Annotated in this window: 15 protein-coding genes; 4 read left to right on the top strand and 11 right to left on the bottom strand. The window is 59.0% G+C overall.

Annotated elements, in window-relative coordinates:
* From Q2941_RS47680 to Q2941_RS47655, 6 genes are all read right to left on the bottom strand, one after another.
* Positions 1-386 (bottom strand): TCP-1/cpn60 chaperonin family protein (locus Q2941_RS47680; RefSeq protein WP_458196962.1); only part of this gene is annotated, 386 nt, incomplete at its 3' end.
* A 106-nt stretch (positions 387-492) separates the two neighbouring features.
* Positions 493-924 carry an SRPBCC family protein gene (locus tag Q2941_RS47675; RefSeq protein WP_027528097.1) on the bottom strand — a complete coding sequence of 144 codons (432 nt, stop codon included), beginning with the start codon at positions 922-924 and terminating at the stop codon, positions 493-495.
* A 694-nt stretch (positions 925-1,618) separates the two neighbouring features.
* The gene (locus tag Q2941_RS47670) at positions 1,619-1,978 is read right to left on the bottom strand and encodes an SPW repeat protein (RefSeq protein WP_027528098.1); all 360 of its coding nucleotides are present in this window, start codon (positions 1,976-1,978) and stop codon (positions 1,619-1,621) included.
* Between the two features lie 251 nt (positions 1,979-2,229).
* Positions 2,230-2,409, bottom strand: a complete 180-nt coding sequence (locus Q2941_RS47665; protein WP_156944947.1) for a hypothetical protein — start codon at positions 2,407-2,409, stop codon at positions 2,230-2,232.
* A 215-nt stretch (positions 2,410-2,624) separates the two neighbouring features.
* A complete protein-coding gene (locus Q2941_RS47660) occupies positions 2,625-2,873 on the bottom strand; it encodes a hypothetical protein (RefSeq protein WP_156944909.1) in 249 nt (82 codons plus the stop codon).
* Positions 2,874-3,080: 207 nt separating this feature from the next.
* Positions 3,081-3,764, bottom strand: coding sequence for a hypothetical protein (locus Q2941_RS47655; RefSeq protein ID WP_458196960.1), 684 nt, complete (start codon positions 3,762-3,764; stop codon positions 3,081-3,083).
* 607 nt (positions 3,765-4,371) lie between these two features.
* On the opposite strand from Q2941_RS47655, the gene Q2941_RS47650 reads away from it, so the two are divergent.
* The 3 genes from Q2941_RS47650 to Q2941_RS47640 all read left to right on the top strand — a co-directional run bounded on the left by Q2941_RS47650 (position 4,372) and on the right by Q2941_RS47640 (position 6,184).
* On the top strand, positions 4,372-4,791 hold the full coding sequence (locus Q2941_RS47650) for a hypothetical protein (protein ID WP_156944910.1): 420 nt from the start codon (positions 4,372-4,374) through the stop codon (positions 4,789-4,791).
* Positions 4,792-5,775: 984 nt separating this feature from the next.
* Entirely contained in the window at positions 5,776-5,970 is a 195-nt protein-coding gene (locus tag Q2941_RS47645; RefSeq protein ID WP_156944911.1) for a hypothetical protein, read from the top strand.
* 40 nt (positions 5,971-6,010) lie between these two features.
* Positions 6,011-6,184, top strand: coding sequence for a hypothetical protein (locus Q2941_RS47640; RefSeq protein WP_198031966.1), 174 nt, complete (start codon positions 6,011-6,013; stop codon positions 6,182-6,184).
* 691 nt (positions 6,185-6,875) lie between these two features.
* Here the strand turns inward: Q2941_RS47640 and Q2941_RS47635 are convergent.
* Positions 6,876-7,436 (bottom strand): hypothetical protein, encoded by a 561-nt coding sequence (locus tag Q2941_RS47635; RefSeq protein ID WP_254111360.1) that lies wholly within the window; start codon positions 7,434-7,436, stop codon positions 6,876-6,878.
* A gap of 202 nt (positions 7,437-7,638) precedes the next feature.
* Positions 7,639-7,785 carry a hypothetical protein gene (locus Q2941_RS47630; RefSeq protein WP_254111359.1) on the bottom strand — a complete coding sequence of 49 codons (147 nt, stop codon included), beginning with the start codon at positions 7,783-7,785 and terminating at the stop codon, positions 7,639-7,641.
* A gap of 1,504 nt (positions 7,786-9,289) precedes the next feature.
* On the opposite strand from Q2941_RS47630, the gene Q2941_RS47625 reads away from it, so the two are divergent.
* Complete coding sequence (locus Q2941_RS47625; protein ID WP_027527954.1) at positions 9,290-9,721, top strand: hypothetical protein; 432 nt, start codon at positions 9,290-9,292, stop codon at positions 9,719-9,721.
* Positions 9,722-10,714: 993 nt separating this feature from the next.
* Here the strand turns inward: Q2941_RS47625 and Q2941_RS47620 are convergent.
* The 3 genes from Q2941_RS47620 to Q2941_RS47610 all read right to left on the bottom strand — a co-directional run bounded on the left by Q2941_RS47620 (position 10,715) and on the right by Q2941_RS47610 (position 13,266).
* The gene (locus Q2941_RS47620) at positions 10,715-11,986 is read right to left on the bottom strand and encodes an MFS transporter (RefSeq protein ID WP_458196957.1); all 1,272 of its coding nucleotides are present in this window, start codon (positions 11,984-11,986) and stop codon (positions 10,715-10,717) included.
* Positions 11,987-12,172: 186 nt separating this feature from the next.
* Positions 12,173-13,072: a fatty acid desaturase gene (locus tag Q2941_RS47615; protein ID WP_458196955.1), complete on the bottom strand. Its 900-nt coding sequence runs from the start codon at positions 13,070-13,072 to the stop codon at positions 12,173-12,175.
* Positions 13,069-13,266 carry a hypothetical protein gene (locus tag Q2941_RS47610; RefSeq protein WP_254111354.1) on the bottom strand — a complete coding sequence of 66 codons (198 nt, stop codon included), beginning with the start codon at positions 13,264-13,266 and terminating at the stop codon, positions 13,069-13,071. The genes Q2941_RS47615 and Q2941_RS47610 overlap by 4 nt, the downstream gene beginning before the upstream one ends.
* Positions 13,267-13,396 lie beyond the last annotated feature (130 nt).

The raw sequence follows: 13,396 nt of genomic DNA, 5'->3' as shown, positions 1-13,396 counted from the left end.
GCAACGACCGCGTCGACCGCGAGGTCGATACCGCGCTTGAGATCCATCGGGTTCATGCCGGCGGCAACCGATTTGGCACCTTCACGGACGATCGCAGCGGCCAGCACGGTCGCGGTGGTGGTGCCGTCGCCGGCAGCATCCGCTGCCTTCGACGCCACTTCCCGCACCATCTGGGCGCCCATGTTCTCGAACTTGTCCTCGAGTTCGATCTCCTTGGCGACGGCAACGCCGTCCTTGGTGATGCGGGGCGCGCCGAACGACTTGTCGAGGACGACGTTGCGGCCCTTCGGACCAAGCGTGACCTTCACGGCATTGGCGAGGATCTCGACGCCGCGCAGCATGCGGTCGCGGGCATCGACGCCTAACTTGACTTCTTTAGCTGACATATTTGTCCTCCCTGAATTGAAATTCGTCTCTCACCTGCGAGGCAGCATAGGCAGGCGTTCCTCAGGGGTGAGCATTTGCGGCGGAACACGACGTCCCGTTTTGCGATTACGCGCCCCGCTCGAGCAGTTCCTTCAGCTTTTGCTCGTTTCTCGGCAGCTGCCTTCGCACTTGCCGAAGGATGAGCGGAGCAAGCACCCTGGCGATCCCGTGGGCTTCTACTTCAAGGGCGATCGTTACGCGCGACCGCTTGCCCTCATCGAGTGGCTCAACTGTGCCTTTGGCAATCGCTGTGAGCGGGCCGCCAACGCCGCGCACCGTCCACGTCCTCGGAGGATTCAGTTCAGTTATCTCCTCGGTCCTCTGCAACTTCCGCGGACCGACCCGGCGGGTCACCACGGCTTTCAGTGGGGCGTCGCCCTGCCGGCGTGCCGACACGACTCCCCCCTGCCATTCGGGGAAATGCGAAAAGTCCGTCGCGTATAGGAAGACGTCTTCGGGGCGACGGGATATCTCAATGCTCTCTACGATCGCTGCCATCTGTTCCTCCTTTGCTCCGATCTCCTGCGGATGTCGCCGGGCCCCGGCGCTGGGCATCCGTCGCTATGGGAGCCGGCGGAGGCGCACCGGGTCAGCAAGGATGTCGTACCCGTCTGGGCCGATGGGCTCATCTCCATTTCGCACATGCTGTGGGCCTTTGCATCGTACTCCCCCAATCACCCGGCGGATAGCTGGACGTCCCTGAACAGAACTTCTCTCCTTCCGAAGAAACCGGATTTCCTGATTTACGGCGGCCAAATAAGGTGTACCACAGGTTCTTACTGGAGATCGCGAAACGTCCGTCTCGCTATCGGACGGCATTGACCGCGAAATCTGGCTGAATGAGCGTCTGTTGCCGGCCACAAGGTTCACAGGCAGCAACTGTTCAATGGCAGAAAGCGGCCCTTCGGCTTCGATGTCGAAGGCACCGGCAAGAACAGGCGGCTGGTCCCGAAAGCCTCTGAGCAGGCCGCGCTGGCTCGCGGGAGAGCGTTGCAGGTCGAAGGCAAGAGTCTACGTGAGATCGCGACGGTCTGAGCCGACGAGTTTGGTTTGGCGAAGATCGACGCGAAGAGCGTGGAGCGACTCCTCGATCGCGTTGCTGCCTGATCCACGATCTGATCGCGCCGTCGACGTCTCTATGATCTCGCGACTCCGCTGATCACAATCCTGACTATCTACGAACCTCAGCCTCTCAGCGGCCGGTGGTCAACCGCGGCGGGATCTGGGACATCATCCAAAGCTCGATCGCAGCCAGGATCGCGACCGCCGCGCCGATTACCACATGCACCGTCATCGCGGTGGTTCCCTGGAAGCCAAATACCCAGGGCGAAACCAGCGCCCACAAGCCGACGATGAGGTTAAGCCACTCCTCCCACACCGCGAATGCCGCCAGCGCCGCGATTGCGAGGATCGCGATGGCGATGCCGGTGATATAGGCGTTGGTGGAGACCGTTCCGGCGTCGAAGCCGAACATCCAGGGCGAAACGAACAGAATCGCGCCAAGGATCAGGTTTGCGACGTCGCACAGTTTTGCGTTCGTCCAGTTCTCCATCCAGTTCTCCATGACACCTCCATTGGAAGGTTTACACACGCTAATCAACCGTAAGTTCGCCGCGCCAGTTCCATCGCGGTCCGCGGCATAATGGCAAGGGACAATCCCCGCGGCTGGTGTACCGGCCTCCGCCGCTGTTCGCCGTCGTCGCAGCCACGCAGCGCGCGGCGTAAGCCCGCGAGCGCGCCTCGCCCGGACAGACACAAAGCGGCTAGCCGGGAGGCCTATCAGTGCGCTCGGTAGGCGGGGCCTTACGGCAGCGACCCTCGAAGCTCAGCGACACCAGAGGTGGCTCGACCGGATTTCTCAGCAGGTCCGACATTTCGCGCGAGGATCGCGGCAATCAGGAGGATAAACATCGCGACGGCAAGCCCATTCAGGATCGCAGCCTGATATCGATTAAACCAATAGCGCATCATTGCTGCACCCATGCGCATCGCCCCGCCCGCTGCAACTTGTGTCGTTGAGTCGTTGGGCGATTTGGTGGCGCCCCGGTCGCTAACCAACGTACAGCCTCCGCCAGGAGGCCGTCGCTAAGCGGACCATCAGCTGCACTGGACCACCCCGCGGCTATCGAAACCTCGGCCCGTCAGAAGTGCCGCCGAGGTAACTTCACGCGCGGTCGTCGAGAGGATCGCAGGCGCGCCTAGTGGCGGTCAGTGACCAAAACAACCGGCGCCGATTCTTGGACGGGCTTGCGATTGCCCTCATCGGAAGCAACACCCGAGGGCTGGGCCGCAGCGCCTTGTGAGGCCCGTCCAACAGTTGTGGATGGAGCGGTGGCGACGACGACGGGATCCTTGGCGCTTGCCTGACGGTTCCAATCGCATGCGGTTGCCGGATAGGCGGTAAGAGTAACGGCAGCACAGGTCGTCGCAATCACGATCTTCTTCATGGCCGGGCTCCTCTTCGAGGCCACGTCATTTTACTACGATGAGCCTTGCTCGAATGCATCTTACTACGATGAGCCTTGCTCGAATGCATCGGCGTGATCACGAAGCTGCGAGAGCAATGCAGCCCACGGAGGCACGGGAAGCGCGTTTGCCGCTGGGGCTGCCAACTGGAGGGGCCGGATTCTTCAGCCTTGCCCGCCTGCACAGGATTACGAGGTCGTCAGCATAGGCCACGATGAGAGAGCCGAGGCTTCGCTCCAGCCCGAGCATCTTCGATCCCAGTACAAACCGGCGCATGTAGAGGTTAGCAGCAGCAGATGCAGCACGCGCCGATCAACAATCCGGCGCTCCACCGACTTGAGAGGGTCGGCATGCGGAATGCTTCCGAAGTAGTCCGCGAGGTCGGCGTCTACGACTTCCGGGTGGCCGCGAAACAGCTGCTCTTCCACCTCGACCACCGCCTGTTGGGCATTGCGCCTGGGGCGGTAGGCATACTGCTCTGGTGGAAGATCGGCCTCAAAGATCGGTTCTAGCACCAGCATTGCTGCCGTCATGTAGACTCGATCGCGCAAGGTTGAGATGCCCAATGGCCTGCCTTCGGTATGTACACTCTTTTGAGTGGGTCGGGTCGATACGTCTCCTGCCTGAGCGCAAGCGCAAGTTTCGCCAAGCCACCGCTGCACCCCGTACACTTCGATGTCCGCGAAGTCCTGGCCGTCCACACCCGGTGCGCCCTTGTTGGAGCGGCATTGAGGATAGGCATGGGCCAAGATGTCTTCCCGGTTGATCTTGTCGTACAGGGCATAATAGCGGTAGCCGGCTTCAGCCTTCGCTTTCGCGTGCAACGCCGTCTGCAGTTTCTGAACACTCTTCGGAGTTGACAGGTTGCCCAATCCCAAGGTCCCTCACTACGTCTTGCGTTCGTCTTGAACTGAGGTCCCTTCCCTCCACCGGCGTTACCCGGCTTCACCAGTACTACGAACCCCTCCGCATCCCCACGGCGCCCGGCCTGTCCCTCGCGGGCGTCCGGTTGGTCATCCCCGACCACGTCGTGGGGCCTCCCGTGTTGCGTACGCTTTCCTTGTGTACATGCTGTCGCCACTACCCCGGCGCAGCGGCTGAGCGTACTACTTCGCTCATTCCCCCAGCCGTATTAGCCTTTCCCGAAAGGGTCGTCGGGTCGGCCTGCGCATCGTCCTTTTCGAGGCTTGCTCGGCGTTCACTCGCGTTACGGCCTGCACACTCGCGCTGTCACCAATTCGTGACACGCTCATCGAGGGCTTCAGCCACTTCGTTACCTCCATGACTGCTCCGATTGCTTCCGGCTGGAGCGTTTGCCGAGTGGGACTTGCACCCACTGGAAAGCGCCGCCTTGTCACGGTGCACACCCGTCTCGGGCATTGGAGCCTGATAAAGCTTCCGGCACTGGTTCGCGCCATTGGCCGCTCGAAAGCTGCTATAGCTTCGGGATTGCGCAAGGCCCGCTCTCGGAGGGGTCACATGCGACGGCGCGGGTGTCTCCCTGTTTTACTTTTGCTGAGCGGTTGCGGCGGGACGACGCCCGAGTGTGATTTTTTAGATACGCGCAGTACTGTGGTTAAGATCATTTCAGACGACAGCAACAACGCGCTTGTCAACTACGCAGTCGAGAATTCGAGGGCGGTTGCGGCGATGCTAAGTAATGCGAATACAGAGTCTGAAAAACTTGCCATTTTGGAAAAGGCGAGACGAGGCGCCGCGTATAGGCTGGATGATACAATACGCACAAATTCAAGAAGCCGAGCCAAGCGAGCAGTTACTTGTTCTGGGTTGTTGCATGTGACCGTTGAGGATGTGACAGCGCAAAAAGAGGTAGACTTTAAAGTAGAACAAGCTGCGGACGGCAAGATTTCCATTTCGGTCAGCCCATTTCAATTTTGACCGATGCCGCGTCACTGGCGACTACCGACGAGATACGCGAATGATGTCGTTTATTGGCCCATCAGCGAAGTGGCAGCAGTCTCAATGAGGTCCGCTCCGTGGGGCGTAGCGGGCTAGATTTGCTCGCGTTGAGTTCTTCGCATTTTGACCCGACTGAGACATTGGCGCGGGCCTTCTGTGCCGCGCTTAGGACCACGGCGGCTCTTCGCTTTCCCCGGCTGGCTCGTGGTGGATCGTGACGCCCGCCGAACGCAAGCCGGTCAGCAATACAGTTCTTATAGAGGCAGGATCGAATCCAATGTCCTTGGCGTTTGGTGGATGTGCCTCACTGCCCTTCAATCGGAGCGCCAAGTGTGCTGAACGACGAGATTGACCTGATCGTCAGTCATGATCTGCTTTTCCTGCTACCATTTGTTATCCGACTAGGTAGCACACATGAAAATTGGGCGGTACGCGATTGGACCGCCCCCACCAGATGCCGAGCGGCACTCGCCTCGACCGCCGCTTTTGATCCAGAACGGCCTATGCTGCACATCGAACGAGACATGCGAGACATCCGCTTCTCATGATCGTACAGTAAGGCTGCCCTAAATTCAGCCGGACGGTGGCCCCGTCGGACAAGCTGTATCACCGGCGCGGCCAGTTGTAGGCGACGGTGACTGAGAGACCAACGCGCTCCCGTCTGAGACGAGAGGGAGCGTGCCATGATCGACCAGCCTGATTTCGATTCATATTCAATCCAAGCACGTATCTGCCTTGGCATTGCGATCTTCGGCCCTCCTCGGTGCTGTGGCGATGACGAGCATCTACCTCGCGCAGTAAGGCCGCGAGCGGCGGCCTGAGAGCTCCCACTTCAGTTTTGTTCTGGCGTTGCTCCTATCCCGGGTGCATATTGGTTCCATCACTGCAGGCACCGTTGCTTCGGTCGGTGATGAGAACGCCGGTTGCGCTCCCGCCCAATTCACGTAGGGAAAGGAGAGTGCCATGAGACGACGCCCACAACCCCAAATATTTGACGAGAATCTGAACGCGGAGAGAGCCAGCATCATAGCGGAACTGGAAAACACACAGCCAGGACCGCAGCGTGATCTTCTGGAAAGCAAACTGCGCCAACTCGAGTCCGCTTCTGCTATCGACGGATGGCTGACGTCGCCGGGCCTGCAACCCCCTGAAGAATGAGGCCGCCTCAGTTGGTAGCTTTTGTGCAAGGGGTCAGCAGATGCAGGAGTATCGCGCATACATCATGGGCTTCGACGGGCATATCGAGCTTAGCACCCAACTGATTTGCGAGGACGAAACCGAAGCCAAGAAGCGCGCCAGAGCGTTGGCTGACGGATACGACGTAGAGCTATGGATTCAAGATCGAAAGATCGCGGAGTTTAAGAGTGAGTAAGGCCGCCTCAGTTGGCCGCCTCTTTCGTTCTCGTCGTCCTGCTATGTCATCTGCTGGCCCAGCAACCGACGTAGACCCGACACAGCCAGTTCGTCAGGTTCGTGTTGGCTGCCGGGGATGGAACAACTCTTCGACGGACTGTTTCGGGTCCTTAATCTGAGAGCGGTCCTTGCGATCGTTCTTTTGTGCTTCAAGCTTCTGTAGGAAGCGGAAACGCGGCGACCGGGTCGCATGCCCTGATCGGCCGTGCTTGGTCATACCGAAGCCCTTTTGGCCGCTGTGCGTCATTGGGCAGTGCCTTGGCTTGGCCCGGCGATCTCCTAAGTTGGATCGCAAGAGGTCGCTCGAAGTTGACCGACCGCAAGGCCCGGACGGGTGACGCCGGAAGACTACACCAATTCCCCAGACGAGCAAGTCGCCGAGGCTGGCAGATAGCAAAGCGGATGGTCCGCTACGGTCAAAGGCGGCGGTGGAAGCGACTGTGGACCGATGCCCGGCGTACCGCTGACAGCCGACGTGACGACCATCATTGGCCTGTTCGGCTCCGGGACTCAAAAGCGGCGGTCCCGAATGTCTGCGCTCGTGCCGCGGTTGCTTGCTAAGCAGACGTGAGCCCCGAAGGGTCTCGTTGCTTTATGAGTGCACGACTAAACGATGGCGAAGGTGTGCGCTCGATACTCGCACGGGAAACTCACGATGGCTTTGCTCTATCGAGAAATGGTTTCCAGGAGAGCGCCTCGCGGCTGGCCTCGTCTAGATGTCCATCCTCTAAGAGCCTTCCGACATATGTGAAGTATTCACAAAGGAATGAGGCGTCAGGCAGTTCGAACACGCGCTCACCGGGTACCCACAAATCGTATTTCCTGGCAGAGATAAATGCAGACATGATTGCTGGTTTGAGATCGCGCGCAATGTCCGGCCATCCCGACGATGCGGTCCTAATCTTGATGCTATCTGAAAGACTACGAAATTTATAACCGAGGCTCCGGAGCTCAAAAGCCCTTCTTTCGCCTGACTTCCGGGTTGACGAGTCTAATGAAACGCCGATTACGATTCCGGTCATCAAGACCAACGCAAATTTGAACCAACGTAGCTGGCCCACCGCGACGAGGTTGTTGGAAATTGTCGTGGCCACAGCGTTGGGCTCGGAAAAGACATTTTCCGCCAACCAGGTTTCAAAAGTCGTGCCGATCAAGGGGATCAGCAAAAGACCCCAAATCCCAAAAAGAAGCGGTTTGAGCCATTTGGACATAGACCGCTATTGGCTAGCATACTCGAAAGAATCCTTGGAGGGCTTGTCGACTTTGGCGACGGGTCATTTTCGACCGACGCTGCGGGTTTCGCGCGCCGCTCGATGTCTGCTTTACTGCTGCTTAGCTCATAGGTCTGTCCGCGGTGCCTGCACGTTCTTTCCATCGTTGCGCTCTATCGAGGATGAGCCGCTGCTTACCTCCTTACACATGTGGCTTCTTGGGACGGCTTTCCTTCGCTTCTTCCTCAGTCAACAGTTGGCGGATCGTCTCGCGCTTGTGCTCGTCGGTCTCCTCTTCGAGGAGCTTCCGATACCGTCGGATGTTCTCGTTGTGGATGTACTTTTCCATAGAGCCAACCTCCCACGCGGAGAGGTATTATAGTCCGAACAAAAACTTAACGCATGTAATTCTTAAGCGCTCGGGCTCCCCGCGACGAACTAGGATAGGCTTAGATTTCGGTCGCGGGTCACCCCTTATTCGGGATGCGTCCTGACCGAAGCGATCCTGCCGCAAGGTGAGCACTTGTAAATGCGGACGGCGGGCGAATTCGATACCGCTGGCAACTCACCTACGAGCGACATTTCACGGGAGCATTTCTCACAAGCCGGGCACGGCGCAGCTTCATTGGAGCGTGTCATAGGATCAATCACTTAAGTGCAGCTATCGTGGGGCTGCCAAAAACAATCGGAAGAGGTAGGCGAGCGCTGTCGAGGCTTCCTATCCAACTGCGTTGGATAGGCTGACAAGGCCGGCGTCAATCGCAGCGATGTCGATTTCAATCTGTTCGATCGAGCGACTACAGTCAAAGCCCCTCCCGGATTCCAGATCGACCGCAAGTCGCCGCCTATGCATTCTTAGGTCCTCTAGGGACTGGCGATCTCCTAACCGAGCATAGCCATCGACGATCAATTCGATTGCACTGGACATCACAGACCTACTCAAAAAAATTCGGAAAACAAACGCGCCGATCCTAGCTGGCACGGCGGTGAGTAGACAAACAGGACTGTCGTGGCTTCTGCCGGAAAGTCCTATCGGCACGACTCCTAGCGCGTCGTCCGGATGGCATCACTGTTGCGCCGTTTGAGCGCGGCGAGATCGGTCCCGATCTAGCCTGCCGGATGGGATTGGAGCCAAGCGCCTCGATCGGCCTTACCGCGGCGGGCGGCAGAAGTTCTGGATTAAGGTCAAGTACCAACAGCATCCAATGGAGCGCGAGCTGTAAACCCCAAGACAGGCTGTGCTCCCTCGTTTGAGCTAACCGCATTGCATTCTTCGAAGTAGGACGACAGTGCAAGCTCAGCTAGGTACTCCCAGTGTTCTGCTTCGGCGAGGAGCTTCCATTTGTTCATGCTGTTATACGCGGCCTGTTGACGGCACAGCGAACCCCTTGCGCGTAAGCGTCGCACCTTCTCCACTGCGAACCTCCCTTTGGGCTTTGTTTCTCACATGCCCGTTGTTAGTGCGGTCGGAGTTAAGTCTCGCAGATTGAAACGAGGAGTGATAGTCCGGTGTTTGACTGGGGCCAAATGATGACAGCGCAATCGTCTGACTTTTTGTTCTTGATTGCATCGGCTCGAAACATTGACGGGATCGAAAAGCGCAGCACAGAATGAAGGCGCTCTTTCCCGAACCTCAAGCCCCCCAATGTCGGAAGCGCGGCGGTCTAGTCGGGAGCGCCGTGCTTGGCCAATTGTTCGACCATTTCGGATGGCCCGCCTGCGTTGCAGGCGTGGGCGCGATCTTGGCTCTTGCGTCCCTTCTTGTCTCAAGGCTCAGACTTTCTTCTGATTAAACGGTTAGCGGCACGTATGGATCAATGTCGGATAGTAATCCGCCCGCAACCTTCGGCTAAGTGGCGGCCCAGCTCGATCGCTTGGGCATTGCCTACCTCCACGTCGTCGAGCCGCGCATCAGGGGCACCGAGGAGATCGCGCATGGTCAGGCGCCGATCGCCGCCCAGCATTTGCGGCCGAAGTTCTCCCGGACCTTGACCGCGGCAGGCGGCTTCGCACCGGATTCGGCGGAGGCTATCCTCGCGACCGGCGACGCCGACCTCGTCGATTCGGTCGTCACTTCATCTCCAACCCGGATTTGCCCGAGCGGCTGCGGCGCGGCCTTCCCCTCAATCGCTACGACCGGTCGACCTTCTACGGCGGCGACGCGCGCGGCTAAGGTGACCACTGCCGGGGTTGAGTATTTCATCCCGATGAAAATTGTACCGGCCGCCAAGGGGCCGCTTTCAAAGCGGCCCCTTCCGATTCCAACATCCGCAGAGGCGGTGTGAGTGTTCCTCTAGGCGAACACTCTGTTCTCATTCAGCCATTTGCAACTCCCGCCCTGCGCTTCAAGGTTCTCGTTGGGGTAGCTCAAGGGACGGAGCGAGCCATGGAGTTGTACTGGGCCGAGAAGGTCATAGAAGCTAAAAGCGCGTCGACAGAGCGCAGATGGTCGTCCTGGCCGCTTGCGGGGGACATTCCAGCGATGGAGTGTCCCCCACAATTCTCACCGGCATGGATGCCCAGAGCAACAACGTCTGGAGGCCGATGGGTGGCACTCTTAGACAGAACTCATGCAAGGCGACGTGGATATTTGCATCATCAAGCGTAACGTTGGCGCCTTGGCCAGTCGGAATTCGTTGCCTTCCAGGCGCGGTACGACCTTCCATGTACTTCAACCCCATCCACCAATTCGCCCACGTAGGGCAACGACACGTCGACGTACTCACCGAGGCGTAACCCGTGAGCATGCTCGGCGGTAGACCATGGTTTGCTGCATGGGGCCGGCAACGTGGTCCCGTGCGTCATGGTCGGCAATCGCCCACAGGATTCGCAGCGTCCTTGATGCGCTTTCGCGGGACCGGGGCTGCGTGCGGTAGCGGCGAGAGGAAAAACGCACTGACGGGACTCGCGGGCCGCGACGGAGCCCCTCCTCGCCCTCAGGGTTGGGGAGAAAGAAAATTCGGTTGATGTGTCAGTGCGCGGAAATGGCGGGTTGGGGCAACTAACCTTTTGATTTGTTTTGTGGGTGGCAGTCCTGCCGGGCCGATCAAGAAATCAATGGCTTATTGGATGTTGATTCCTCGTCCCTTTGAGCCACCGCACCAGAAACGCTTCGCTTCGTCGTCATCATGCCGCACCTAAGCGGCTGGCGAGATATATCGCTCGACGCTCTATCTCACTAGGGCTTCTTCTTCCCGTCGTACTGTCGGCGGTCTTGCCGCATGAAACGGCGGAACAGCGCCGTGCGTCCTTTCATCCAGCGCCCCACAATCGTGGATTTAGGTCGCCTGAACTGCCGCTGGCTTGCGCATATCGAAGCGGGCGCGCTGCGGTTCCGGACGCAGAAAAAGCAGTCCAATAATTCCGCCGACCAACGTAACGACGCCGCAGACCGAAAAGCCGAGGCTGTAGCCCTCCAAAGCTGACGCCGCTCCTTCGATGACGCTTCCCATGAGGTAAGGGGCCACGACTCCTGCCGACGTGCCGACGGCACTGTTGATGCCCAGTACAGCGCCGCGCTGCCCTGGCGGTGTTATCTCGGCAAGAATTGCGGGCGAGATCGGATAGACAATCGAAGGCAGCGCAACGCCGGTTAAGACCAGAATGATCTTCAGCCCAATACCGGCGACGTAAGGCGCCGCCAGCAGGGCAAGTCCGCCGAGAATGAGGGCTGAGCCAACCAAAACGCCGCGCGCCACCCGGCTGGTAGACCCGCATCGCATCATCCACTCGGAGATCCAGCTTCCACTGATAACCACGAGAAAGCCGACCAGGAACGGCAGCGCCGTCAACTGACCCGCTGCTGTCTGGGAGAAGCCCAGCGCCGTGACGAGCCACGGTGTGAACCAGGAAAGAATAAGTGCGAGGCCGAAATAGGCGCCGAAGTAGCTGCACCACGAAGCCAGGTTCGTTGGGCTCATCAGCAGGGTGCGGTAAGGAATATGATCCGCGGCAGTGGAGTCCGCCGCGACCTCACCTTTACCCTCCTCGCCCCAAATCGCCCAGATCAACACCCAGAGCAGCCCGACGACGCCGAGCGCGCCGAAGGCAGTATGCCAGCTGTAGTTGGTGATGACCCAGCTGAGGAGTGGGACCACAATAATTACGCCGACCGATGCTCCCTGAGAAATGATAGCGCCGGGAAGCGTACGCTTGTCATCTGGAAACCACTTGTAAGTCGCATGGAGGGCAACCGGATAGGCGGGTCCTTCTCCTGCTCCCAACACGATTCGGCAGGCGATCAAGGTTTCGATTCCGATCGTACCCAGCATGGGAAACTGGACCAGCGCCCAAACGAGACCCATTGCCAGGAGCGCCCATTTCGAACGGATTCGATTGACAAGAAAACCCGTGACAACTGCAGAAACCGAGAACAACAAGAAGAAGCTCGACCCAACCAGGCCGAACTGCTTCGGCGTCAGTCCCAAGTCGGTCATGATTGGCACGCCAGCCAAACCTACGATGACCTTGTCAGCGAAGTTGATCATCATGAAACCGAAAAGCAGGGCGACGATGGCCCAGGCTTTTCCGAGTGTCTTTTGAGCTTGCACCGGATTCCTCCCTTTGTATTCATTTTTTATGCGGCGGCGCATTTTCGTGCGCAGAACTCGCGATGCTCCTCGCGAGTCCAGCGGTCACGGACACGTCTGGTCCACCGACTGGCAATCTCCGGCACCAAGCCGGGCTCGCCGGTTGCGGTACTCGCTTTTGCTGACCACAAGCGGACGGCGAAAATCTCACAGGTGCTCGAAACGGCAGCCGCGCGCTTCGAGGATCGGCTGCATTTCGCGAAACGCCGCGGCATTGCTGGTCAACGGGATGGCAGGATAAAGGTGATGGATGCCATGATGCTCCATCCCGAGCACCAGGATATTGCCGAGCGGACTGGTGAAGAACCGAGTATTTCGATAGCGGTCTTTTTCCTTCGCCGGATGATGCGGCGCCCAACTCAGAAACAGCGAGATGTAGCTCGTGCCAGTATGACGCGGCAGCCACCAGATCAATGCCGCTTCCAGCGCGTAACCTGCCCAAGCGAGCACAGCGAGGATACCCCAGTAAGACAGCGTTTGCAGCGCGCCTTCCAAGGCGGCGCGATGGACGACCGGATTGCCGCCGAGTCGCTTGATCGCGACAGCGTAGCTGTTTGGCCGACCCGGTTGCCGTCGCTTGATGCCGGTCAGAATCGCCTGCCACCACGTGTCGGCCTTCGCGCCATGATCAGGGTCGAGGTCGGGATCGTTCGTATGACGGTGATGCTCGATGTGGGTAATCCGCGCGATCTTGAACGGCAGCACCAGCGGGATGGTTGAGACATAGCCGATCAGTTCATTGAGCCACCGCAGGCTCTCTCCGGGTCTGGCGAAGTTCGAATGCTGGGCCTCGTGCGAAGGCAGGTAACAAAGAATGACGTTCACGGTTGCGATCGGGAACGTCGCCCATAGCGGCAGCATGCCGGTGAAAACAAGCGGCCAGAGGGCGAGCCAGCATACGAGATTGCCGAAGCCCCAGATCGCCATCGCGAGCGGAAACTTGCCGATATATTTGCGGGCGATCGCCCTCTCCTGACCGATAAGGTCATTGCGATCGTTGTTGCCATCGGCGGCCGCGAGAATGCCTGCATCCATGGTCATTGTCATAGCCAGCTTCCGCGAATTTTTGCGTAGAGACCCCAAGCGGCGCCAAGGGCGAGCCCGGGCCAGATCGGAGAGAAGCCGAACGATGTTCCGAGGCCGGTGCCCGTCAGGAGCGTTGCAGTCAGCGGAGCGATAAAGCCCAGGCCGAAGAACAGCGGTCCCCAGGGATTCAACCGTTGCAGCACGGTTCGGATCATGCGCGCTTGCTCCTTCCGTTCTGGTTTCAGGGCGGTATCAGTGAGCTTTTTTTCCGGCCGCGGTTTCGCGGGCATTTCTCGCTAACGAAACCGACCTACATTTAGGAAAGCGGACCGCCTTCAAGGGTGA

The sequence above is a fragment of the Bradyrhizobium sp. UFLA05-153 genome (assembly GCF_054185185.1).
The sequence above is the reverse complement of the archived record's forward strand: the minus strand, read 5'-3'. Positions and strand labels throughout refer to the sequence as shown.

Excerpts from the sequence above, each read along its gene's own strand:
- Q2941_RS47675 (WP_027528097.1), bottom strand. The coding sequence starts at position 924 with ATGGCAGCGATCGTAGAGAGCATTGAGATATCCCGTCGCCCCGAAGAC.
- Q2941_RS47670 (WP_027528098.1), bottom strand. The coding sequence starts at position 1,978 with ATGGAGAACTGGACGAACGCAAAACTGTGCGACGTCGCAAACCTGATC.
- Q2941_RS47665 (WP_156944947.1), bottom strand. The coding sequence starts at position 2,409 with ATGGGTGCAGCAATGATGCGCTATTGGTTTAATCGATATCAGGCTGCG.
- Q2941_RS47660 (WP_156944909.1), bottom strand. The coding sequence starts at position 2,873 with ATGAAGAAGATCGTGATTGCGACGACCTGTGCTGCCGTTACTCTTACC.
- Q2941_RS47650 (WP_156944910.1), top strand. The coding sequence starts at position 4,372 with ATGCGACGGCGCGGGTGTCTCCCTGTTTTACTTTTGCTGAGCGGTTGC.
- Q2941_RS47645 (WP_156944911.1), top strand. The coding sequence starts at position 5,776 with ATGAGACGACGCCCACAACCCCAAATATTTGACGAGAATCTGAACGCG.
- Q2941_RS47640 (WP_198031966.1), top strand. The coding sequence starts at position 6,011 with ATGCAGGAGTATCGCGCATACATCATGGGCTTCGACGGGCATATCGAG.
- Q2941_RS47635 (WP_254111360.1), bottom strand. The coding sequence starts at position 7,436 with ATGTCCAAATGGCTCAAACCGCTTCTTTTTGGGATTTGGGGTCTTTTG.
- Q2941_RS47630 (WP_254111359.1), bottom strand. The coding sequence starts at position 7,785 with ATGGAAAAGTACATCCACAACGAGAACATCCGACGGTATCGGAAGCTC.
- Q2941_RS47615 (WP_458196955.1), bottom strand. The coding sequence starts at position 13,072 with ATGACAATGACCATGGATGCAGGCATTCTCGCGGCCGCCGATGGCAAC.
- Q2941_RS47610 (WP_254111354.1), bottom strand. The coding sequence starts at position 13,266 with ATGATCCGAACCGTGCTGCAACGGTTGAATCCCTGGGGACCGCTGTTC.